The 23412-nt window shown below is 59.0% G+C and carries 24 protein-coding genes; 1 reads left to right on the top strand and 23 read right to left on the bottom strand.

The annotated features are described in order from the left end of the window. Positions 1-255 precede the first annotated feature (255 nt). Positions 256-864 (top strand): transglutaminase-like cysteine peptidase, encoded by a 609-nt coding sequence (locus tag BMZ42_RS05675; protein ID WP_420492449.1) that lies wholly within the window; start codon positions 256-258, stop codon positions 862-864. Between the two features lie 216 nt (positions 865-1080). Here BMZ42_RS05675 and BMZ42_RS05680 read toward each other — a convergent pair whose 3' ends face one another. The 23 genes from BMZ42_RS05680 to BMZ42_RS05790 form a co-directional block, all read right to left on the bottom strand. Further along, the gene (locus tag BMZ42_RS05680) at positions 1081-1767 is read right to left on the bottom strand and encodes an ABC transporter ATP-binding protein (RefSeq protein WP_091519892.1); all 687 of its coding nucleotides are present in this window, start codon (positions 1765-1767) and stop codon (positions 1081-1083) included. Continuing rightward, the gene (locus BMZ42_RS05685; protein ID WP_091519695.1) at positions 1767-3056 is read right to left on the bottom strand and encodes a lipoprotein-releasing ABC transporter permease subunit; all 1290 of its coding nucleotides are present in this window, start codon (positions 3054-3056) and stop codon (positions 1767-1769) included. The genes BMZ42_RS05680 and BMZ42_RS05685 overlap by 1 nt, the downstream gene beginning before the upstream one ends. After that, complete coding sequence (gene proS, locus BMZ42_RS05690) at positions 3053-4381, bottom strand: proline--tRNA ligase (RefSeq protein ID WP_091519890.1); 1329 nt, start codon at positions 4379-4381, stop codon at positions 3053-3055. The genes BMZ42_RS05685 and proS overlap by 4 nt, the downstream gene beginning before the upstream one ends. Before the next feature lie 492 nt (positions 4382-4873). Beyond that, positions 4874-5143: a DUF1467 family protein gene (locus BMZ42_RS05695; protein WP_091519696.1), complete on the bottom strand. Its 270-nt coding sequence runs from the start codon at positions 5141-5143 to the stop codon at positions 4874-4876. 7 nt (positions 5144-5150) lie between these two features. Next, positions 5151-5555, bottom strand: a complete 405-nt coding sequence (gene mce / locus BMZ42_RS05700) for a methylmalonyl-CoA epimerase (RefSeq protein WP_091519699.1) — start codon at positions 5553-5555, stop codon at positions 5151-5153. A gap of 29 nt (positions 5556-5584) precedes the next feature. Continuing rightward, positions 5585-7252 carry a ribonuclease J gene (locus tag BMZ42_RS05705; RefSeq protein ID WP_091519894.1) on the bottom strand — a complete coding sequence of 556 codons (1668 nt, stop codon included), beginning with the start codon at positions 7250-7252 and terminating at the stop codon, positions 5585-5587. 16 nt (positions 7253-7268) lie between these two features. Further along, positions 7269-8096: a biotin--[acetyl-CoA-carboxylase] ligase gene (locus BMZ42_RS05710; protein WP_091519700.1), complete on the bottom strand. Its 828-nt coding sequence runs from the start codon at positions 8094-8096 to the stop codon at positions 7269-7271. Position 8097: 1 nt separating this feature from the next. Then, positions 8098-9534 (bottom strand): NADH-quinone oxidoreductase subunit NuoN, encoded by a 1437-nt coding sequence (gene nuoN / locus BMZ42_RS05715; protein ID WP_091519703.1) that lies wholly within the window; start codon positions 9532-9534, stop codon positions 8098-8100. 15 nt (positions 9535-9549) lie between these two features. Next, the gene (locus tag BMZ42_RS05720) at positions 9550-11058 is read right to left on the bottom strand and encodes an NADH-quinone oxidoreductase subunit M (RefSeq protein WP_091519706.1); all 1509 of its coding nucleotides are present in this window, start codon (positions 11056-11058) and stop codon (positions 9550-9552) included. Continuing rightward, positions 11058-13040: an NADH-quinone oxidoreductase subunit L gene (gene nuoL / locus BMZ42_RS05725; protein WP_091519708.1), complete on the bottom strand. Its 1983-nt coding sequence runs from the start codon at positions 13038-13040 to the stop codon at positions 11058-11060. Before nuoL ends, BMZ42_RS05720 begins: the two co-directional genes overlap by 1 nt. Before the next feature lie 7 nt (positions 13041-13047). Beyond that, entirely contained in the window at positions 13048-13356 is a 309-nt protein-coding gene (gene nuoK / locus BMZ42_RS05730; RefSeq protein WP_091519710.1) for an NADH-quinone oxidoreductase subunit NuoK, read from the bottom strand. A gap of 2 nt (positions 13357-13358) precedes the next feature. Continuing rightward, entirely contained in the window at positions 13359-13979 is a 621-nt protein-coding gene (locus BMZ42_RS05735; protein WP_091519712.1) for an NADH-quinone oxidoreductase subunit J, read from the bottom strand. A 121-nt stretch (positions 13980-14100) separates the two neighbouring features. After that, positions 14101-14592: an NADH-quinone oxidoreductase subunit NuoI gene (gene nuoI, locus BMZ42_RS05740; protein ID WP_091519715.1), complete on the bottom strand. Its 492-nt coding sequence runs from the start codon at positions 14590-14592 to the stop codon at positions 14101-14103. Positions 14593-14595: 3 nt separating this feature from the next. Continuing rightward, complete coding sequence (locus BMZ42_RS05745; protein ID WP_091519717.1) at positions 14596-14787, bottom strand: hypothetical protein; 192 nt, start codon at positions 14785-14787, stop codon at positions 14596-14598. Continuing rightward, positions 14784-15833, bottom strand: a complete 1050-nt coding sequence (nuoH, locus tag BMZ42_RS05750; RefSeq protein ID WP_091519720.1) for an NADH-quinone oxidoreductase subunit NuoH — start codon at positions 15831-15833, stop codon at positions 14784-14786. Before nuoH ends, BMZ42_RS05745 begins: the two co-directional genes overlap by 4 nt. A gap of 12 nt (positions 15834-15845) precedes the next feature. Next, positions 15846-17927: an NADH-quinone oxidoreductase subunit NuoG gene (gene nuoG, locus BMZ42_RS05755; RefSeq protein WP_091519722.1), complete on the bottom strand. Its 2082-nt coding sequence runs from the start codon at positions 17925-17927 to the stop codon at positions 15846-15848. Positions 17928-17995: 68 nt separating this feature from the next. Then, positions 17996-18532 (bottom strand): NADH-ubiquinone dehydrogenase, encoded by a 537-nt coding sequence (locus tag BMZ42_RS05760; RefSeq protein ID WP_244523169.1) that lies wholly within the window; start codon positions 18530-18532, stop codon positions 17996-17998. 69 nt (positions 18533-18601) lie between these two features. Beyond that, positions 18602-19906 carry an NADH-quinone oxidoreductase subunit NuoF gene (nuoF, locus tag BMZ42_RS05765; protein ID WP_091519728.1) on the bottom strand — a complete coding sequence of 435 codons (1305 nt, stop codon included), beginning with the start codon at positions 19904-19906 and terminating at the stop codon, positions 18602-18604. 10 nt (positions 19907-19916) lie between these two features. Further along, entirely contained in the window at positions 19917-20585 is a 669-nt protein-coding gene (gene nuoE / locus BMZ42_RS05770; protein WP_091519730.1) for an NADH-quinone oxidoreductase subunit NuoE, read from the bottom strand. After that, positions 20585-21775, bottom strand: coding sequence for an NADH-quinone oxidoreductase subunit D (locus BMZ42_RS05775; RefSeq protein ID WP_091519733.1), 1191 nt, complete (start codon positions 21773-21775; stop codon positions 20585-20587). The genes nuoE and BMZ42_RS05775 overlap by 1 nt, the downstream gene beginning before the upstream one ends. A gap of 8 nt (positions 21776-21783) precedes the next feature. Next, the gene (locus BMZ42_RS05780) at positions 21784-22389 is read right to left on the bottom strand and encodes an NADH-quinone oxidoreductase subunit C (RefSeq protein ID WP_091519735.1); all 606 of its coding nucleotides are present in this window, start codon (positions 22387-22389) and stop codon (positions 21784-21786) included. 9 nt (positions 22390-22398) lie between these two features. Beyond that, the gene (locus BMZ42_RS05785) at positions 22399-22980 is read right to left on the bottom strand and encodes a NuoB/complex I 20 kDa subunit family protein (protein WP_091519739.1); all 582 of its coding nucleotides are present in this window, start codon (positions 22978-22980) and stop codon (positions 22399-22401) included. Beyond that, positions 22971-23336, bottom strand: coding sequence for an NADH-quinone oxidoreductase subunit A (locus BMZ42_RS05790; RefSeq protein WP_091519742.1), 366 nt, complete (start codon positions 23334-23336; stop codon positions 22971-22973). The genes BMZ42_RS05785 and BMZ42_RS05790 overlap by 10 nt, the downstream gene beginning before the upstream one ends. Between the last annotated feature and the right edge of the window lie 76 nt (positions 23337-23412).

Raw genomic sequence — 23412 nt, forward strand, 5'->3', positions numbered from 1 at the left:
CATGTTCGCATTCGCAGACACTGCAGGTCGCAGCTCTGCCAGTGCCAGCCAGCACATCCGCCCCCCCTACCGAGAGGTTAAAATCGTCGGTGGCATTTTCGATAAATTCTAATACTATTTGAATCGTATTTTATTACCTATTGAGTTCAATACATCTTCAATTTGAACTCACATTGAGGTAATTTCTACTTCGACATTTTGCGCCATCTAAAGATGCACCTGTCATTGTGATCTCGTCAACGGGGAGACGAGACCATGGCGATGCAAAAGAAAATCCTGATCGCGTTTGCAGCAGCTGCTGCTCTCTGTGTTGGAGCCGCCACCGCAATCGCCCAACCCTTCATGCCTACCGGCGGCTTGTCTTCGCAGCCGGTCGGGCACTACGAATTCTGTCAGCGTACGGCGCAGGAATGTGGCCCGACGCGTCAGGCCAAGCCGGTTGAACTCACCCGCGAGCTCTGGGCGCGAATCGTGGAAATCAACAATGTCGTCAACACTTCAGTCACCCCGCGCACCGATGCGGAAATGTGGGGGGTCGAGGAATACTGGTCCTACCCCGTCAACGGCTACGGCGATTGCGAAGACTACGTGCTCGAAAAGCGCAAGCGACTGATCCAGGCAGGTGTTCCTGAGTCCAACCTGTTGATTACTGTTGTGCGCCAGCCTAACGGCGATGGCCATGCTGTCCTGACCATCAATACTCATCTCGGCGATTTCATTCTGGACAATCTCGAACCGCTTATCCTGTCCTGGAATGAGACAGAATACCGCTTCCTCAAGCGTCAGTCCCCGTCACATGCGGGCCGCTGGGTGGCAGTTGAAGACGGGCGCGATGTCCTCGTGGGCAGTGTTCGCGGTCGCTAAAGCATGTCTCCCGAAAGGGGAAACCATTTTAAAGATATGCGTGAAAACAACGAGCTAAAGCGCAAGGAACGTATCTGAAAGATCGCGACGCGCTTTAGCAACGAGAACCCATAGGAATAACCCGGTCGAGTCCCCACCCCGTCCCCAAATGACCGGGTTCAGAAGCCGGCCTTCCCCGAGGCCGGCTTCGCCCTTTCAGGCAGAAATACTGAAAAATCAGGGAAGTTCTACAACCTTGCCTTCGGCAAGCGTTACGCGACGATCCATGCGCGCCGCCAGTTCGTGATTGTGAGTCGCAATCAACGCAGACAGCCCCGACTGGCGTACCAGCGCCTCCAGCGCATCGAACACATAGCTTGCAGTCGCGGGATCAAGATTGCCGGTTGGCTCGTCAGCCAGGAGAAGCAATGGCCCGTTGGCGACCGCACGCGCAATCGCAACTCGCTGCTGCTCGCCCCCCGACAGCTCCGCCGGACGGTGCTCGGCACGAGCCCCGATCTTCATGTAGTCGAGCAACTGCATGGCGCGCTCGCGTGCCTGCGCAGGCTTGAGCCCACGCACCAGCTGCGGCATCATCACATTCTCAAGCGCCGTGAACTCCGGCAGCAAGTGGTGGAACTGGTAGACGAAACCGATGTCGTTTCGGCGAATCGCCGTGCGCTCATCGTCCGAAAGTCGCCCGCAAGCCCGGCCATTGAGAATCACATCTCCCGCGTCAGGCCATTCGAGCAGGCCCGCCGTGTGAAGCAGCGTCGACTTGCCGGCACCGGACGGCGCGACCAACGCGACCATTTCACCATGATGAAGCACGAAGTCGGCCGCATCCAGAATGGTCAGCTTGCGCGACCCTTCATCATAGCGGCGATCAATGGATTTGAGTTCGAGAAGTACCGTGCGCGTCATCATTCGTACCGCAACGCTTCAACCGGATCGAGCTTGGCCGCCCGCCATGCCGGAAACAGGGTAGCCAGGAAGGAAAGAACCAGAGCCATCAGCACAACGGATATCGTCTCCTGCACATCCATCTTCGCCGGAAGCTGGCTGAGGAAATAGAGCTCCGGATTGAACAATGTCGTGCCTGACAGCCAGGAGAAGAACTGCCGAATCTTCTCGACATTCAGGCAGACGACCACTCCAAGAAGCACGCCTGCGATGGTCCCGGTCACCCCGATGGCCGCGCCGGTCATCATGAAGATTCGCATCACCGAACCGCTCGACGCCCCCATGGTTCGCAGAATGGCGATATCGCGCCCCTTGTCCTTCACCAGCATGATCAGGCCGGAGATGATGTTGAGCGCCGCCACAAGCACGATCAGCGTCAGGATCATGAACATCACATTGCGCTCGACCTGCAGTGCAGAGAAGAACGTCTGGTTTCGCTGTCGCCAGTCGGTCAGGTAGACCTGCCGCTCTGCCGCGACCTCCACCTTGGTCCGCATCGCATCGACTGCGTCAGGGTCATCGAGAAACACCTCGACGGACTGCACCAGCCCTTCGCTATTGAAGAACATCTGCGCTTCGCTGAGCGGCATGAAGACAATCGACGCGTCGTATTCCGACATGCCGACCTCGAAGATCGCGCCAATCGGATAGATCTTCTGGCGCGGCGTCACGCCAAACGGCGTCACATCGCCTTCCGGTGCAACAAGCTGGATACCGTCGCCGACGGCGAGGCCAAGATTGTCGGCCATGCGCTTGCCAATCGCGACCTTCTCGGAGCCATCGAAGCCGTCGAGTGTGCCTTGGCGAAGGTTCTTGGCGACCAGATCCATCTTGTCGATGTCCTGTTCACGCACACCTCGCACGAGGGCACCACTGCCGGCACCGACGCTTCCTGTCGCCAAGACCTGACCTTCAATCAGCGGTATGGCATAGCGAACGCCATCCACCCCCTCGATCCGCCCGGCAACCTGCGCATAGTCGTCAAACACCCGGTCGATCGGCTGGACGATCAGATGCCCGTTGACGCCGAGAATGCGGGTCATCAACTCCGCTCGGAAGCCGTTCATCACCGCCATGACGATGATCAATGTGGCGACGCCAAGCATGATCCCGACAAACGAGATCAGCGAGATCACGGAGATCACCGTATCCTTCCGCCGCGAGCGCAGGTAGCGCCAGGCCACCATGCGTTCGAAAATGGAGAATGGTTTGGCTCCCCTTGGAGTCGCGCTGGCCCCGGCTTCACTCATGCGTTTTTCCTGAGTCGCGCCACGACATTGGCCAGCGGAAGGGTTTCACGCTCACCGGTCTTGCGGTTCTTGATTTCTGCTTCACCTGCAGCAACACCGCGCGGTCCGACGATCACCTGCCAGGGAAGACCGATAAGGTCAGCAGTCGCAAACTTTCCGCCGGCGCGCTGGTCCGTGTCGTCATAAAGAACATCGACGCCCGCATTGGTCAGCTGCGTGTAGATATCATCGCATGCGCTGTCGCACGCGGCATCGCCAACCTTCATGTTGATCAGCGAAAGATCGAACGGCGCGACGGCTTCCGGCCAGATAATGCCATTCTCGTCGTGGCTTGCCTCGATGATGGCGGCAATCAGTCGGCTCGGGCCGATACCGTAGGAGCCCATCGACACCGCGTGTTCCTTGCCATCAGGCCCGGTGACGGTAGCGCCCATTGGAGCGGAATATTTGTCACCAAAGTGGAAGATGTGACCTACTTCAATGCCACGAGCCGAAACCTGCTCGCCCTCTGAGACCGCCGACCAGGTGGCTTCGTCGTGCATCTCCTCGGTGGCCGCGTAAGGCGTTGTCCATGCGTCGACGATCGCAGCGATGGACGCATCGTCGGAATAGTTCACATCAACGCCCGGCACGTCCATCGAGAGAAAGTCGCGATGGCAAAAGACGGCGCTTTCGCCTGTCTCTGCGAGGATGATGAATTCATGCGAGAGATCGCCACCGATGGGGCCGGTATCGGCCTTCATCGGAATTGCCTTCATGCCCACGCGATCAAATGTACGCAGGTAAGAGACAAACATCCGATAATAGGCAGCGCGGGCGCTCTCAAAGTCGATGTCGAACGAATAGGCGTCCTTCATAAGGAATTCGCGCGAACGCATGACGCCGAAGCGCGGACGCACCTCATCGCGATACTTCCACTGGATATGATAGAGGTTCAGCGGCAGGTCTTTGTAAGACTTGACGTAGGAACGGAAGATATCCGTCACCATCTCTTCGTTGGTCGGGCCGAACAGCATCTCGCGATCGTGACGATCCTGAATGCGCAGCATTTCCTTGCCATAGGCGTCATAGCGGCCGCTTTCGCGCCACAGCTCCGCCGACTGGATCGTCGGCATCAGGATTTCCTGTGCGCCTGCGCGGTCCTGTTCCTCACGGATGATGTTGCACACCTTGTCCAGCACGCGCTTGCCCATCGGCAGCCACGAGAAAGAGCCCTGCCCCTGCTGACGCAGCATGCCGGCACGCAGCATCAGGCGATGCGAAACGATCTCGGCTTCGCGGGGGTTCTCCTTGAGGATAGGCAGAAAGTAACGCGACAGACGCATGGTGATTTCCGTAAAAGACAGCGCGGCGGAATCACCACGCGGAAAGAATGTTTGCGTGGCGTTCATAGCCATTTAAAGGCCAATTGAAAACCCAACGGCCCTCTGACCAGGCCTGCGGCAATGGCTTCCACTAAGACAATGAAGAGTGGCGCAATTTTGTGCAGCGCAGCACATTTACGTCACAATTACGCAATATTTCTCGTGACATCCGGCAAAGTGTTGGTCTATTGTACCTCCATAACGAAAGGGCGAAGCAATAATTCGCTCTCCTACGCTGTCAAAGTCTTGGGAGGATGCGATCTAGGCGCGGTAACCCGCAGCCGCCGAATATCGGAAAGCAGATCGGACGCGTTTAAATTGCAAGGCTTCGGCCTTGCATTTTTTTTGGGCAGTTCGCAACGGCCCCAACTTCCCTTCTCAATGGAAAGCTCGCAAGATCTTTATCGGATAAGGATCGACTGTGCCGCCGACTGCGACGGCACAGAATTCAGATCAACGCGCCAGGGGGCCGAAACGTGGCAGGTCGTTGAACGAGAATCCGTAGTAGACCACAGCCACATAAAAAGCTCCGAAGATCACCCCGGAGACCAGCGTGGTCAAAATGACAGCACGCAGCATATGCGGGCCCCTGGGCGCGCTCGCCACGGTGCCAAGGGTGACATCACCGTCCTCATCCTGCGTCTTCACGCCGATCGGCAACATCGCAAACAAGACCACCCACCACGTGATGAAGTAGATCGCAAAAATAGAAAGCCAGTTCATCGCACCCTCAGACCTGTTCGAGTTCGATCAATGTGCCGAAAAAGTCCTTCGGATGAAGGAAAAGCACCGGCTTGCCATGCGCTCCGATCCGCGGCTCGCCGTCTCCCAGCACGCGCGCACCGCCCGCAATGAGCTGGTCGCGTGCGGCGCGAATGTCGTCTACCTCATAGCATACATGATGCATGCCACCGGACGGGTTCTTCGCCAGAAACGGCAGGATCGTTGATCCTTCCCCAAACGGCTCCAGCAATTCGATCTTCGTATTTCCGACATCGATGAAGGCAACTGTTACACCGTGCTCTGCAAGACTTTGCGGTGCCGAGACGTTCGCGCCCAACACATCACGATAGTGCGCACAGGCAGCTTGCAGATCCGGCACCACCAGCGCCACATGATTCAGGCGACCCAACATCGACGTCCTCCACTCCAGCTTGGTGTTGGTTAGCGCGTCACGAAAACCGTCACAATCGGCTTTTTGCCCCAGGCTTCATTTGCCGCTGCACGCACCGCGCGTCGTACAGCCTCCGCGACAAGATCGAGATCCTTGCGACGCGCACGCGGAATGCTCTCAATCGCACCGATTGCTGCATCCAGCATCAGATCTTCCATGTCCTCGCCGCGCGCGTCAGTTCTGGCGACGCCAATGGCGACGACATCGGGATCGCCCGCGATTTCGTGGCGATCATCCAGCACCACATTCACCGCCACATGTCCGACATAAGACAGCTTGCGGCGATCCTTGATGCCCATCTCGTCTTCTGAACCGATGAGCCGTCCATCCTTGAAGATACGACCGAACGGTACCTGATCGACAATCTCGGCAGGCCCTGGCGCAAGACGGATCATGTCGCCATTGCGCACTTGCGCGACTTCCGGAATGCCGCACTCAAGTCCAAGTGCGCCATGCGCCACAAGATGAGCGGCTTCGCCATGGACAGGCACGAGGACGCGCGGCTTGGTCCACTCGTACATCTTGCGCAGTTCATTGCGCCGTGGGTGGCCAGAGACATGAACGAGCGCATCACCATCTTCGATGATCTTGATGCCCTGCTCGATCAGCAAATTCTTGGTTTCAAGAATCGCCTTTTCGTTGCCGGGAATAACGCGCGACGAATAGACGACCGTGTCACCCGGCGTCAGTGCAACGTTGCGCATCTCGTCGCGTGCAAGCTTTGCGAGCGCAGCGCGCGGCTCGCCCTGGCTGCCGGTGCACAGGATCACGAGATTTTCGCGCGGAATGTAGCCGTATTCGTCTTCGCTGACGACCTCGGGAAGTCCTTCCAGATAGCCCAGTTCCGTCGCGACGTTGATGACCCGCTTCAGCGATGAGCCAAGCACCAGAACCTGACGCCCCGCATCGCGTGCGGCCAGCATGATCGAGCGGATACGTCCGACATTGGACGAGAACGTCGTGATCGCGACGCGTCCCGCCGCAGCCTCGATCACGCCCCGCAGGCCCTCGCCCACTTCTTCCTCTGACGGTGAATCGCCCTCACGTAACGCATTGGTCGAATCGCAGACGAGCGCGGTCACACCCTCTTCGCCAAGTGCCTTGAACCGCGCTTCATCGATCCGCTCGCCAATCGTTGGCGCCGGATCGATTTTCCAGTCTCCCGTGTGAATCACCGTACCAACTGGAGTGCGGATCGCCAGCGAAACTGGCTCCGGGATCGAGTGGGTGACGCCGATTGCCTCGATGTCGAAAGGCCCGACCTCAAACCGCTCGCCCGCCCGGAAAATCTCGACCGGAATTTCCGGTCCGCCGTCCATCTGCTTCTTCGCCAGCAACAGCCCGTGGCTGAACGGCGTCATCCAGACCTTCTTGCGGATGCGTGGCCAGATATCCAGCAGCGCGCCGTAGTGATCTTCATGCGCATGGGTGATGATGATGCCGACGATGTTGTCCGCTTCGCTTTCGACAAAGCGCGTATCCGGCAGGATCAGGTCTACGCCCGGCAGGTTAGCATCCGGGAAAGTGACCCCCACATCGACCACAATCCACTTGCGTCTGCCCTTTGGTCCGAAACCATAGAGCGCAAAGTTCATTCCGATTTCGCCGACACCGCCGAGCGGGCAGAAAACAAGTTCAGCCCCGTTATTTTTTGCCATCACGGCTTCCTTTTCTTCAGACCGGAGCAGCCGACGCCACAGCGCCGAAATGCACGTCACCGGCTGTAATGACCACTGCCTCGCCATTCGCCTTGCGAATGACGAAACGGCACTCGTCATCGATGGTTTCGAAAACGCCACGAACGACCTGGCCGTCCACCTGCACAGCGACTTCGCTGCCAAGCCCGGCCGCGCGTGTCAGCCAGCGTTGGCGTATCGTTTTCAGTCCTCTGCCTTCGTCCCAGGCGCGCATGTTGTCCATCCACGCGTCTGAGAGAGCCAGAAACAACGTCTCCGCGTCACATTTCGCTCCCAGTTCGGCAAGAGAAGTGGCGGGATAGGGTACCTCGCGCGGAGACGCGACGACGTTGACGCCAATGCCGATTGCAAGCGCAAAACGCTCGTTTTCGAGCATCGTCGACTCAAGCAGAATACCGGAGAGCTTTGCGCCATCCGCCAGCACATCGTTCGGCCATTTCAGCTCGAAACGCCCGCCAGAGCGGGCCGTGCCACCATCCATTCCTACCGCAAATTTTGCATGAGGAATGACTGCATCGAGTGCATCCCCCAATGCCAGACCCGCAACGAACCCAAGCGTAGCCGAATTCTTCAGGTCGAACGAGGGCACCAGCAACAATGTTGCGGCGAGATTGCCCTCAGGGGTTTCCCAAGGGCGCCCTCGCCTGCCACGGCCCGCTTCCTGCCTTTTGGAAACGAGCCAGATTTTTCCCGCGTCGCCTTCTCGGGCAAGCTCCAGCGCAGTTGCGTTCGTGGACCCTACCCGATCAAAGGCTGCGAGCCGATAACCCTCGGACGCAGCCAATGGTGACAGGGAGAACCCCACGTCAGAAGAACGTCTTCGCTGCAGCTTCTGCCACCTGGCTGATCGGACCACCGACGAGGACGTAGAACAGAACGAAGGCACCGGACAGTCCGAGTACAAGACGCAGTTCGCTCGACATTGGCTCGAAGCCGCCTGCCGGTTCATCGAACCACATGACCTTGATCAGTCGCAGATAGTAGAAGGCACCCACGACCGACGACAGGACACCAATCACCGCCAATGCATAAAGCTCTGCGTTGATGGCCGCCATGAACACGTACCACTTCGCCCAGAACCCGGCGAAAGGTGGAATACCTGCGAGCGAGAAGAGCAGGATGGTCATGATCGCAGCCATCATCGGGTTCGTGCGCGACAGGCCGGCCATATCCTCGATCCGCTCGACATTCGCCCCGCCGCGACGCATTGCGAGAATGAATGCGAAGGCGCCGAGCGTCATGACCAGATAGATCAGCATGTAGATTGCGACGCCGCGCACGCCTTCCTGCGTGTTGGCAGCAAGGCCAACCAGAGCAAAGCCCATATGCGCGATCGACGAGTAGGCCATCAGCCGCTTGATGTTGGTCTGGCCGATCGCTGCAAATGCACCCAGAACCATCGAGGCAATCGAGACGAAGACAATAATCTGAACCCAGTCGACCGCGACCGGCTCGAACGCACCGACCGTCACGCGCACCAGAAGTGCCATAGCCGCCATCTTCGGAGCTGCCGCAAAGAAGGCGGTCACCGGTGTCGGTGCACCTTCGTAAACGTCAGGGGTCCACATATGGAACGGCACTGCGGAAATCTTGAACGCCAGGCCTGCCAGCACGAAGACCAGACCGAACACCAGACCAAGCTGACGCTCGCCACCTGCTAGCGCGTTGGCGATGGCGTCAAAGTTGGTGTTTCCGGTGAAGCCGTAAACCAGCGACACGCCGTAAAGCAGCATGCCGGAAGACAGCGCACCAAGTACGAAGTACTTCAGGCCCGCTTCCGTCGAGCGGGCACGGTCGCGGTCGATGGCCGCAATCACGTAGAGCGCCAGCGACGACAGTTCCAGGCCCATATAGAGCGAGAGCATGTCATTGGCCGAGACCATCAGCAGCATGCCGAGCGTCGAAAGTACGATCAGCACCGGATACTCGAACTTGTCGAGATTATCCTGTCGTGCATGCCCCACGGACATGACGAGCGTCACGATGGCGCCGATCAGCGTCAGCCCCTTCATGAAATAGGCAAAAGGATCGTTGACGAACGAGTTCGAGAACGCTGCGCCATTTTGGCCGAACATCAGCATCCAACCGCCGGAGGCGAGCAGAAGCGCGATCGCCAGTCCGGTCACGGTCGTATGTGCACGCTCGCCCGAAAAGACGCCAATCATCAGGAGCGCCAGCGCGCCCACGGCCAGGATGATCTCTGGCGTGGCGAGGGTCAGGCTCAAGGAAAGGTCTGCCGTCATGGTAATGTCCGGGTCTTACTGGTTGAGCGCCGCGGCCTGTGTGGCCTCGATCGACAAGGTTACGGAATTGACGAGCGCGTCGACCGAAGCCGAGGTCACGTCGAAGATTGGCGATGGATAGAAGCCGAACAGGATCACCAGCGCCACGAGCGGATAAAGGATCGCCTTCTCGCGCGTTGACAGGTCGAGCATGCTCTTCAGGCTTTCCTTCGTCAGCGCGCCATAGACCACGCGGCGGTAAAGCCACAGGGCATAGGAAGCCGACAGGATCACACCGGTCGTTGCGAACAGGGCAACCCAGGTGTTGACCTTGAACACGCCAAGCAGTGTCAGGAATTCGCCGACGAAACCGCTTGTCCCCGGCAAGCCCACATTGGCCATCGTCAGGATCAGGAACACCACCGCATATTTCGGCATGATGTTCACGAGGCCGCCATAGGCGTCGATTTCACGGGTGTGCATGCGGTCGTAGATCACACCGACGCAGAGGAACAGCGCACCCGAGATGAAGCCGTGTGACAGCATCTGGAAGATCGCGCCCTGCACGCCCTCGACGTTCATCGCGAAGATGCCCATCGTGACGTAGCCCATATGCGCCACCGACGAGTAGGCGATCAGCTTCTTGATGTCTTCCTGCATCAGCGCGACGAGCGACGTGTACACAATCGCGATCACCGACAGGGTGAAGACGAACGGCTGGAAGTAGAGCGAGGCATCCGGGAACATCGGCAGCGAGAAGCGCAGGAAGCCGTAGCCACCCATCTTCAACAGGATTGCCGCCAGGATCACCGAACCGGCTGTCGGCGCTTCAACGTGCGCATCCGGCAACCATGTGTGAACCGGCCACATCGGCATCTTCACTGCAAAGGATGCAAAGAACGCCAGCCACAGCCATGTCTGCATTCCTTCCGGGAAGCCGTGCGACAGCAGCGTCGGAATATCCGTCGTACCAGCCTGCCAGTACATCGCCATGATGGCGAGCAGCATCAGCAGCGAGCCGAGCAGCGTGTAGAGGAAGAACTTGAACGACGCATAGACGCGACGCTGGCCGCCCCAGACGCCGATGATGATGAACATCGGGATGAGGCTGGCTTCAAAGAAGACGTAGAACAGAACCGTATCGAGGGCGCAGAATACGCCGATCATGATCGTTTCCAGGATCAGAAACGCGATCATGTACTCTTTGACGCGCTTCTCGACCGAAACCCACGAAGCCAGGATGCACAGCGGCATCAGGAACGTGATCAGGATCACGAACAGCATCGAAATGCCGTCGACACCCAGATGGTACGAGATGCCGGAGTCCAGCCACTCACGCTTTTCCACCATCTGGAAGCCGGCATAGGACGCATCAAAGCCAGCCCAGATGAAAAGCGACAGCGCGAAGGTGAACACCGTCGTCATCAGCGCGATGTTGCGGATATTGCGACGCGCAGCGGTGCCTTCATCCTTGATCAGAAGGATCAGGAACACGCCGACGAGCGGCAGGAAGGTGACCGTGGAAAGAATTGGCCAGTCGGTCATCAGTTCGAACCCCCGAGCATCATCCACGTCACCAGAGCGGCGACGCCGATGAGCATTGCGAATGCGTAGTGGTAGAGATAGCCGCTTTGCAGTTTCACGGCGCGATCAGTGATGTCGTTGACGCGGGCGGCAATGCCATCCGGGCCAAACCCGTCGATAACGACCCCGTCGCCCTTCTTCCACAGGAAGCGGCCCAGACGCTTTGCCGGACGCACGAACAAGAAGTCGTACAGCTCGTCGAAGTACCACTTGTTCAAGAGGAACTGGTAGAGGCCGCGATGCTGAGCAGCGAGCTGCTTGGGCGTTTCCGGCGAACGGATGTAGAAGTGGTACGCCGTCAGGAAGCCGACGATCATGGCCGCGAACGGCGATGCTTTCACCCAGAACGGCACTTCGTGATAGTCGTGCAGGATATGGTTGTCCGCACCGGTAAACAGCGCACCCTTCCAGAAGCCGTCATAATTGCCGCCAAGGAAATCGCCGTAGAACACGAAACCGGCGAACAATGCACCAACCGCCAGCAGATAGAGCGGTACGAGCATGACCGGAGGCGATTCATGCACATGGTGCATCACCTCTTCCGACGCACGCGGCCTGCCGTGGAACGTCATGAAGATCAGGCGCCACGAGTAGAAGCTGGTGAACACCGCAGCGATGACGAGCATGACGAAGGCGAAGCTTGCAGCAGCGTTCTGGCCGGCAAATGCGCCTTCCACGATCGCGTCCTTGGAGAAGAAGCCCGCGGTACCGATATAGGTCGCCGGAAGGCCGACACCCGTCAGCGCGATCGTACCGATGATCATCATCCAGTAGGTAGTCGGGATCAGCTTGCGCAGTCCGCCCATCTTGCGCATGTCCTGCTCGTCCGAGACGGCATGGATCACCGAACCCGAGCCAAGGAACAGCAGCGCCTTGAAGAAGGCGTGCGTGAAGAGATGGAAGATGGCAGCGGAATAGAATCCGAGGCCAAGCGCAACGAACATGTAGCCAAGCTGCGAGCAGGTCGAATAAGCGATCACGCGCTTGATGTCGTTCTGCACCAGGCCGACCGTCGCCGCAAAGAACGCCGTGATTGCACCGATGATTGTCACGACCAGCAGAGCCGTGTCGGAGAGCTCGAACACCGGCGACAGACGCGCAAGCATGAACACGCCTGCAGTGACCATGGTTGCCGCGTGAATCAGTGCCGAAACCGGCGTCGGGCCTTCCATGGCGTCCGGGAGCCAGGTGTGGAACGGAACCTGTGCCGACTTGCCCATAGCGCCCATGAAGAGCAGCAGGCAGGTCGCGGTCACAGCGCCACCGAGTGTCAGCGTCCAGCCGAGAAACTGGAACACGCCTTCGTTTGCGCTCTCCGGATTGGCAGCAATGGTGCCGGCGCCAGCAAAGATCGTGTCGAAATTAACCGAACCGAAAATCACGAACACGCCGAACATGCCAAGCAGGAAGCCGAAGTCACCAACGCGGTTGACGACGAAGGCCTTGATGGCAGCGGCGTTTGCCGACGGCTTCTGAAACCAGAACCCGATGAGCAGATAGGACGCCAGGCCCACGCCTTCCCAGCCGAAGAACATCTGGACGAGGTTGTCCGACGTCACCAGCATCAGCATCGCAAACGTAAACAGCGACAGATAGGCAAAGAAGCGCGGACGATGCGGATCGTGGCTCATATAGCCGATCGAGTAGAGGTGCACGAGCGCCGAGACGCTGTTCACCACCACCAGCATCACAACGGTCAGCGTATCGATCCGGAATGCCCAGGACACGTCGAGCCCGCCGACTTCGATGAACCGCAATACTGGCAAGGTGAACGCAGCCGTGTCACCCAAAGCGACCTGAAAGAATGCCACCCAGGAGAGCACCGCCGCGACCAGCAGCAGGCCAGTCGTGACGAATTCCGAAGCCTTTGCGCCGATCGACTGGCCAAACAGGCCGGCGATCAGGAATCCGAGGAGCGGAAAGAAGACGATAGCGTGATACATGTCCCGCTCAGCCCTTCATCATGTTGACGTCTTCGACGGCAATCGTGCCGCGTTTGCGGAAGAAGACGACGAGAATTGCAAGACCGATCGCCGCCTCTGCTGCGGCAACCGTCAGTACGAACAGCGCGAACACCTGTCCCACCATGTCACCGAGAACAGCGGAGAAGGCGACGAAATTGATGTTCACTGAGAGGAGGATCAGTTCAACGGACATCAGGATGACGATCACGTTCTTGCGGTTCAGGAAGATCCCGAACACGCCGATGGTGAACAGAAGTGCCGATACCGTAAGGTAGTGTGCGATGCCGACTTCCATGATCAAATACCCTTGCCCGTCTCGACCTTCTTGACCTCGATGGCGGTCGCTGGCGAGCGGCGAACCTGCTCGCTGACATCCTGACGTCTCACGTCTGGCTTATGCCGCAGTGTCAGGAGGATCGCGCCGATCATGGCCACCAGCAGGATCAGCCCGCCGATCTGGAAGAAGTAGACGTAGTCCGTGTAAAGAATGTCGCCGATGGCCGCCGTGTTGTGCCGGTCAGCCAGCGCCGGGGTCGGCTGCGAAGCCTGCTTCGCCAGTTCCGGTACAAATGTGTAACCGCCCAGCACGATGATCAGCTCCGCCGCGAGGATCAGCCCGACCAGTGCGCCACCCGGCGCGTAGTGCAGTGTGCCCTGCTTCAGTTCGGCGAAATCGACGTCCAGCATCATCACGACGAAAAGGAACAGCACTGCCACAGCGCCGACATAAACCACCAACAGGATCATCGCGAGGAACTCTGCGCCTGTAAGCAGGAACAGCGCCGAAGCGTTGAAGAAGGTGAGAATAAGGTAGAGCACCGAGTGCACTGGATTACGTGCAGAGATGACCATGAAGGCCGCCGCCACTCCAACGAAGGCGAACAGATAGAAGAATATCGCCTCTAGTCCTGTCAGCATGGGTTCCCCCGGTTCCTTTCAAGGGCTGCAGATGAGCGCCCCTCTCCGGCCGCACCCGGTCGGGTGTCGATTCCGCGTGTCTCTTAGACCAGGCGCTGCGCCCAGTCCACTCTTGCCCCACTCAGCGGTAGGGCGCATCCATTTCAAGGTTTCGCGCGATTTCGCGCTCCCACCGGTCGCCATTGGCGAGCAGCTTTTCCTTGTCGTAATAAAGTTCTTCGCGCGTCTCGGTCGAGAACTCGAAATTCGGCCCTTCGACAATGGCGTCAACCGGGCATGCTTCCTGGCAGAAGCCGCAATAGATGCACTTCACCATATCGATATCGTAACGAACCGTGCGACGTGTACCGTCATTGCGGCGTGGTCCGGCCTCGATGGTAATGGCCTGCGCAGGGCAGATCGCTTCGCAAAGCTTGCAAGCGATACAACGCTCTTCGCCATTCGGGTAGCGACGCAGCGCGTGCTCACCACGAAAGCGTGACGAAAGCATTCCCTTTTCATGCGGATAGTTCAACGTCGCCTTGGGCGCGAAAAACTGCCGCATCGACAGAAAGAATGCCGCGACGAACTCCGTCAGGAGCAACGACTTGGCGGCATGTGCAAGAGCGGACATTTCCTATTCTCCAGCGAAATACGAGCCGGCGAACCAGCCCATGAGTGGGAGTGCGACGAGTTGGACCAAACCGGAAACCTTGAGGACCTGCCGTGTTTCAGGCAGGTCGACCCGGCTGGACAGTGCCCGCAGGAAGACGACGCTTCCGATGGCTACCGCCAGACCTGTTATGGCTCCGATCAGCCCGGCGCTCATGCTGCCCACAACTCCATGAACTTGAGGAAGGTGGCGGTTGCCACAACCATGAACAACGAGATCGGCAGGAACACCTTCCAACCCAGACGCATCAGCTGGTCATAGCGGTAGCGCGGGACGAATGCCTTCACCATCGCGAACATGAAGAACGCGAGACACAGCTTGAGAACGAACCAGATAACACCGGGAACCCAGGTGAACGGTGCGAAGTCGAATGGTGGCAGCCAGCCGCCCAGGAACATCACCGTCATCAACGCGCACATCAGCACGATCGCCACATATTCGGCGAGCATGAACAGCAGATAGGGCGTCGACGAATACTCGATCATGTGGCCGGCAACGAGTTCCGACTCGGCCTCAACCAGGTCGAATGGCGGACGGTTGGTTTCTGCCAGTGCCGAGATGAAGAAGATGACGAACATCGGGAACAGGCCAAGCCAGTGCCAGTCGAGGAACGTGTTCGGCAGGCCGACCATGGTTCCAAGTCCATCACGCTGCGACAACACGATGTCCGACAGGTTGAGCGAACCGACGCACAGCAGAACCGTCACGATAACGAAGCCGATCGAGACTTCGTACGACACCATCTGAGCGGCAGATCGCAACGCACCCAGGAACGGGTACTTCGAGTTGGACGCCCAGCCAGCCATGATCACGCCATACACTTCCAGCGAGGAAATCGCGAAAATGTAAAGAACGCCGACGTTGATGCTGGCGATTGCCCAGCCTTCGTTGACCGGGATCACCGCCCAGGTTGCAACTGCCAGCACCACCGAGATCAGCGGTGCGAGCAGGAATACGCCCTTGTTCGCGCCCGATGGAATGATCGGCTCCTTGAACACGAACTTCAGAAGGTCGGCGAATGACTGAAGCAGCCCCCACGGCCCCACGACGTTCGGTCCGCGGCGAAGCTGCACGGCAGCCCAGACCTTGCGGTCCGCATAAAGCAGGAATGCAATTCCGACGAGCAACGCCACGATCAGCAGGACCGATTGTCCCAGCATGATCAGCGTCGGCAGCACGTAATCTGTGAAAAAGGAATTCATCAGTCCCAGTCCCTACTCGGCCGCCTGCTTGAAGCCGCCCTTGGCCAGAGCCGAAGCCTCAGCCATGACAGCCGACGCTCGTGCAATCGGGTTCGTCAGATAGAAGTCGCTGACCGGCGAGGCGAAAGGCGCCTTGGTCATTGTCCCCTGCTTGCTTGCAAGTGCCGACACATCGGCAGCATTGCCTGCTGCGATCTCGTCAATACCGGCAAAATGCGGGTGTTCGGCGTACAGCTGATCACGCAACTGCGGCAGCGAGTTGAACGGCAGTTTTGCACCGAGAACTTCAGACATGGCGCGCAGGATCGCCCAGTCTTCCTTGGCCTCACCCGGTGCAAAGCCTGCACGATGCGCCATCTGCACGCGGCCTTCGGTGTTGACGAAGGTGCCCGACTTTTCGGTGTAGGTCGCGCCCGGCAGGATCACGTCTGCGCGGTGTGCGCCGGCATCGCCATGGCTACCGATATAGACCGTGAACGCCGAACCGATCATGTTCATGTTGAACTCGTCGGCACCCAGCAGGAAGAGCACGTCAAGCGCGCCCATCATCGCCGATGCATCCCTGCCGCCCTCGCCCGGCACAAAGCCCAGATCCAGACCGCCAACCCGCGCTGCTGCTGTGTGAAGAACCGCAAAGCCGTTCCACTCGTCGGAAACCGCGCCGACATCCGCCGCCAGCTTGGCAGCGAGCGAAAGGATCGCTGCGCCGTCGGTGCGCGCCAGAGCGCCCTGCCCGACGATGATCAGCGGACGCTGGGCGTTCTTAAGTACGGAATGGAACTGCAGCGCACCGTCAGCCAATTGCGACAACGTTTCAGTGCCAGCCCCAAGCTGTTCGTAGTCGTAACGCAGATCGCCAACATCGCCAATGACAGCGATCGGCAAATTGCCGGCGCGCCAGCGCTTGCGAATACGGGTGTTGAGCACCGAAGCTTCAAAGCGCGGGTTCGAGCCGATGATCAGCACGGCATCCGCATCTTCGATCCCGTCGATGGTCGGGTTGAAGATATAGGTCGAACGTCCTGCCGATGGATCGAGCGCAGCACCATCCTGGCGGCAATCGATATTCGCCGAGCCAAGCGAGGCCATCAGGCCCTTCAGCGCGTACATTTCTTCAACGGTTGCAAGATCACCTGCAATCGCACCGATCTTGTCACCGCTTGTCTTGGCGACCGCGTCCTTGACGGCAGCAAAAGCTTCCGCCCAGCTTGCCGGCTGAAGGCGACCGTCACGACGAATGTACGGACGATCGAGACGCTGCGAGCGCAGACCATCCCAGATGAAGCGCGTCTTGTCGGAGATCCACTCCTCGTTCACCGCCTCGTTGATACGCGGCAGGATACGCATGACTTCGCGTCCACGGGTATCAACGCGGATGGCCGACCCGACAGCATCCATCACGTCGATGGATTCAGTCTTGGTCAGTTCCCACGGACGCGCCTGGAAAGCGTAGGGCTTCGAGGTCAGTGCGCCAACCGGGCAGAGGTCAATCACGTTGCCCTGCAGCTCGGACGTCATCGCCTGCTCGAGATAGGTGGTGATCTCGGCGTCTTCGCCGCGACCGATCAGGCCGAGTTCGGAAATGCCGGCCACTTCGGTGGTGAAGCGAACGCAGCGCGTGCAGTGAATGCAACGCGTCATGATCGTCTTGACCAGAGGCCCGATATACTTGTCCTCGACCGCGCGCTTGTTCTCGGAATAGCGCGACGCGTCGACGCCGAAGGCCATCGCCTGGTCCTGCAGGTCGCATTCGCCGCCCTGATCGCAGATGGGGCAGTCGAGCGGATGGTTGATCAGCAGGAATTCCATCACGCCTTCGCGGGCCTTCTTGACCATCGGCGTGTTGGTGAAGATTTCCGGCGCTTCGCCATTCGGTCCGGGACGCAGGTCACGAACACCCATGGCGCAAGACGCTGCTGGCTTTGGCGGGCCGCCCTTCACCTCGACCAGACACATGCGGCAGTTGCCGGCGATCGACAGACGCTCGTGGAAACAAAAACGCGGCACTTCCGCGCCAGCCTGCTCCGCAGCCTGCAACAGCGTGTAGTGATCGGGGACTTCGATCTCTTTGCCGTCTACCTTAATTTTAGCCATATTGCCTCAACCCCGCGGAAATCCGCAAAATTTACACTGGACGGCGTGCCGTCCCTGCCGTCTCGTCATCAACTACGCTGCAGCGCCTTCGCCTGCTCAACCCAACCGTCGCGACCGATACGGCCCGAAAAACCCAACTTCTCATCAAGCCTGGCGACATCCGTGTCGCTCAGACCGGAAATCTGCGCATATGTCCAGATGCCCAGTCCGTTGAGTACCTTTTCAAGCTTCGGACCGATCCCCGAAATGACCTTCAGATCGTCCGGCACATCAGGCTTCGTGATTGCCACTTTCTCACGCACCGCTGCTTTCGAAACGGGTTCCCGGCTCCGGGCCGGTTGTGATGTGACCAGTTTCAGCGGCGAGCGCTTTGTTTTCGGAGAAACGACCGGCGCGTCCGTCTGTTGAAAGAGCTTTCCTGACGCTTCCGCGACACCTGTCATGGCGCCGAGCCAGAGCCCGAAGCCATGGCTCGCCATCGCAAAACCGACCGCGGTAGCAGCAGACATGCCGGCCAACGGATGAGCAAGCAGGTTCACAACGCCCGCAATCTCTTGCGGCATTGTAAGGTCGTCGCCTGCCCTGATCTGTTCGCTCGTGCTCATCTCTGGCATCTTTCGTTGGTCTCCAGGCGGTGCATCATGCCCCTCCCTGAACCTGCGTCAGACTGTTTCCTACTCCGCTGCAACCAGCACCGGTTCTGCCCGGTGCGCATTGCGCGAAAATTCATCGATACGTCGCTCGATCTCCGGACGGAAGTGACGGATCAGACCCTGGATCGGCCATGCGGCCGCATCGCCCAGCGCGCAGATCGTGTGGCCTTCCACCTGCTTGGTGACGTCGAGCAGCATGTCGATTTCGCGCTTCTGCGCTTCGCCACGCACCAGACGCTCCATCACGCGCCACATCCAGCCAGTGCCTTCGCGGCATGGCGTGCACTGACCGCAGCTCTCGTGCTTGTAGAAATACGACAGACGCGCAATCGCCTTCACGATGTCCGTCGACTTGTCCATCACGATCACCGCAGCCGTGCCGAGGCCCGACTTCAGATCGCGCAACGCGTCAAAGTCCATCGGTGCGTCGATGATCTCATGTGCCGGCACCAGCGGAACGGACGAACCGCCCGGAATCACCGCAAGCAGATTGTCCCAACCACCGCGAATGCCACCGCAATGGCGGTCGATCATCTCACGGAACGGGATCGACATCTCTTCTTCGAAAGTCGACGGCGTATTCACATGGCCCGAAACGCAGAACAGCTTGGTGCCGGCGTTGTTCGGACGGCCCATCGACGAGAACCACGACGCGCCGCGACGCAGGATCGTCGGCGCCACCGCGATCGACTCGACGTTGTTGACCGTCGTCGGGCAACCGTAGAGGCCCATATTCGCCGGGAATGGCGGCTTCAGGCGCGGCTGGCCCTTCTTGCCCTCAAGGCTTTCCAGCAGCGCGGTCTCTTCGCCGCAGATATAGGCACCAGCGCCGTGGTGGACGTAGACGTCCATGTCCCAGCCGCACTTGTTGTCCTTGCCGAGCAGGCCTGCATCATAGGCCTCGTCAATAGCGCGCTGCAGCGCTTCACGCTCGCGCATGAACTCGCCACGAATATAGATGTAAGCGGCATGAGCACCCATCGCAAAACCGGCAATCACGCAGCCTTCGACCAGCGTGTGCGGGTCGTGGCGCAGGATTTCTCGGTCCTTGCAGGTGCCCGGCTCGGATTCGTCGGCATTGACGACGAGGTAGTGCGGCCGCTCGCCGACTTCCTTGGGCATGAACGACCATTTCAGACCGGTCGGGAATCCGGCACCACCACGACCACGAAGGCCGGAAGCCTTCATCTCGTTGATGATCCAGTCGCGACCCTTGTCGATCAGGCCCCTGGTGTCGTCCCAAAGCCCGCGCCGCTGCGCACCGGCAAGCGACTGATCGAACATGCCGTAGATATTGGTGAAGATGCGATCTTTATCCTGAAGCATCCCGACCTCCTCAATCCGACGTCTTGGCCGCAGCAGCAGCCTGGTCACGCGTGGACTTCAATACAGCCGTCTCATCGGTCAACGACGTCAGACCCGTGGCAGGCGCGGCAAATACGCGGCCGTTCTGCGGACCCGTCGGCACCGAAGCGCCGTTTCCGGCTTCGAACTCGTCGATGATTTCAGCGAGCCGCTCCGGCGTCAGGTCTTCGTAGGCATCCTTGAAGATGATGACCATTGGCGCGTTCACGCACGCACCCTGGCACTCGACTTCTTCCCACGACATCGTGCCTGCCTCGTTGGGCTGGCCCTGCTCCGGATGAATTTTCGAACGGCAGACATCCATCAGCGCTTCCGATCCGCGCAGCATGCACGGCGTCGTGCCGCACACCTGGATGTGCGCACGGGTGCCGACCGGCTTGATCTGGAACTGGGTGTAGAACGTGGCGACTTCGAGCACGCGGATATACGGCATGTCGAGCATGTCGGCCACGTATTCGATTGTTGCCTTGGTCACCCATCCGTCCTGCTCCTGCGCGCGCATCAGCAGCGGAATGACAGCCGATTGCTGGCGCCCTTCAGGATATTTGTTGATGGTGTGCTGCGCCCAGATCGCATTCTCCGCGCTGAACGCGAAGCTTGCTGGCTGGACGCTGGCATCTGCGAGACGGCGAACAGACATTAACGGTCGACCTCACCAAATACGATGTCGATAGAGCCAAGGATGGCGGACACGTCCGCAAGCAGGTGGCCCTTCGACATGAAATCCATAGCTTGCAGATGCGCAAACCCGGGGGCACGCAACTTGCAGCGATACGGCTTGTTGGTGCCATCGGACACCAGATAAACGCCGAACTCACCCTTTGGAGCTTCCACAGCGGCATAGACCTCGCCGGCAGGGACACGATAGCCCTCGGTGTAAAGCTTGAAGTGATGGATCAGCGCTTCCATCGACCGCTTCATCTCGCCCCGCTTCGGCGGAACGACCTTGCCGTCGGTGGTTGAAACAGGTCCGGTACGCTCCTTGCCAAGCAAGAGATCAACACACTGACGCATGATCCGGGCTGACTGCCGCATCTCTTCCATGCGGATGAGATAGCGATCGTAACAGTCACCGTTTTTGCCAATCGGAATATCGAACTCAAGCTCGCTATAGCACTCGTAAGGCTGCGACTTGCGCAGATCCCAGGCAGCGCCGGAACCACGCACCATCACGCCTGAGAAACCGCGCGCCCACGCATCCTCAAGCGACACGACTCCAATGTCGACGTTGCGCTGCTTGAAGATGCGGTTTGGCGTCAACAGGTCATCAAGATCATCGACCGCCTTGAGGAACACATCCAGCCAGTTGCCAATGTCTTCGACCAGCTGGTTCGGCAGATCCTGATGCACGCCACCCGGACGGAAATACGCCGCGTGCATCCGCGACCCCGATGCGCGCTCGTAGAACACCATCATCTTCTCGCGCTCGACGAAGCCCCACAGTGGCGGCGTCAGCGCACCAACGTCCATGGCCTGCGTCGTCACGTTCAGGATGTGCGACATCAAGCGGCCAAGCTCACTGTAGAGCACCCGGATCAACTGCCCACGCTTTGGCACCTCGATGCCGAGCAAGCGCTCGACAGCCAGTGCAAAGGCATGTTCCTGATTCATCGGGGCGCAATAGTCGAGCCGGTCGAGATAAGGCACAGCCTGCAGATAGGTCTTGTGCTCCATCAACTTCTCGGTTCCGCGGTGCAACAGACCGATATGCGGATCCACGCGATCCACGACCTCACCATCGAGCTCGAGCACAAGGCGCAGAACGCCGTGCGCCGCCGGGTGCTGCGGACCAAAGTTGATATTGAAATTGCGTACTGCGGTTTCAGCCATGGAATGCCTCAGTTCGTCTTGGCCTTCTCATCGCCCGGCAGCACATATTCAGTGCCTTCCCATGGCGAGAGGAAGTCAAAGTTGCGGAATTCCTGCTTCAGTTCGACAGGCTCGTAAACAACGCGCTTGACCTCTTCGTCGTAGCGCACTTCGACAAAGCCGGTCAGCGGGAAATCCTTGCGCAGCGGATGCCCTTCAAAACCGTAATCGGTCAGAATGCGGCGCAACTCTGGGTGCCCGGAGAACAGGATGCCGTACATGTCGTACGCTTCACGCTCGAACCAGTCTGCGCCGGGATAGACGGAAGTCGCCGACGGAATCGGTGTCTCCTCGTCTGCATGCACCTTGACGCGGATACGCAGGTTCTTTTGCGGCGAAAGCAGATGATAGACGGCATCGAAACGCTTGGCGCGACCAGGATAGTCGGCGCCGCACGCATCAATAAAGCAGACAAACTTGCATTCCGGATCATCGCGCAGGAACTGCAGCACCGAAATGAAGTCGTCGCCATCCACCAGAACGGTCAATTCTCCGTAGGAGATCACCGTTTCCTGGATCTTGGCGCCGATGCGTTCAGACAGATAGCCGGAAAGCTTTGTGAGAGCCTCGCTCATGGTCGCCTCTTACCGCTCAATCGTGCCGGTGCGACGGATCTTCTTCTGCAGGAGAAGAATACCGTACAACAGCGCTTCCGCCGTAGGCGGGCAACCTGGAACGTAGATATCGACAGGCACAACCCGGTCGCAGCCACGAACCACGGAATATGAATAGTGATAGTAGCCGCCGCCATTGGCGCACGAGCCCATCGAGATGACGTAGCGCGGCTCTGGCATCTGGTCATAGACCTTACGCAAAGCCGGAGCCATCTTGTTGGTGAGCGTACCGGCCACGATCATCACGTCCGACTGGCGCGGTGAACCGCGCGGCGCAACACCGAAGCGCTCGCTGTCATAACGCGGCATGGCCGAGTGAATCATCTCAACGGCGCAGCAGGCCAGACCAAAGGTCATGTACATCAACGAACCGGTACGTGCCCAGGTGATGAGCGCTTCGGACGAAGTGACCAGGAAGCCCTTGTCGGAGAGTTCGGAATTGATCTCGCCGAAAAATGCGTCGTCGGAACCGATCGGCTTGCCCGTATTCGGATCGATCAGACCCTTCGGCTTTGGAGCGATCAGCGTCGTGGAACCGTCATTCAATCCCATTCCAGCGCTCCCTTCTTCCACTCATAGATGAACCCAATGGTCAGCACTCCGAGGAACACCATCATCGACCAGAATCCGAACCAGCCGATCTCGCCAAACGCGACCGCCCAAGGAAACAGGAAAGCGACTTCCAGATCGAAGATGATGAAGAGAATGGCGACCAGATAGAAGCGCACGTCGAACTTCATGCGCGCGTCGTCGAATGCGTTGAACCCGCACTCATAGGCCGACAGCTTTTCAGGATCGGGGTTGCGATACGCGACCAGGAAAGGCGCGACGAGAAGCGCGACCCCAACCAGAAGGGCTACCCCAATGAAAACCACGATAGGCAAATAGGAACTGAGAAGTTCGCTCATAGTCTTTTTCCGTAGACCGCCCCGCCAGAACCGCAGTTCCGGGGTAGAGGCAAAACCGCGACGGCCCCACAGGTTC

Source organism: Aquamicrobium aerolatum DSM 21857 (assembly GCF_900113935.1).
Taxonomy (GTDB): Bacteria; Pseudomonadota; Alphaproteobacteria; order Rhizobiales; family Rhizobiaceae; genus Aerobium; species Aerobium aerolatum.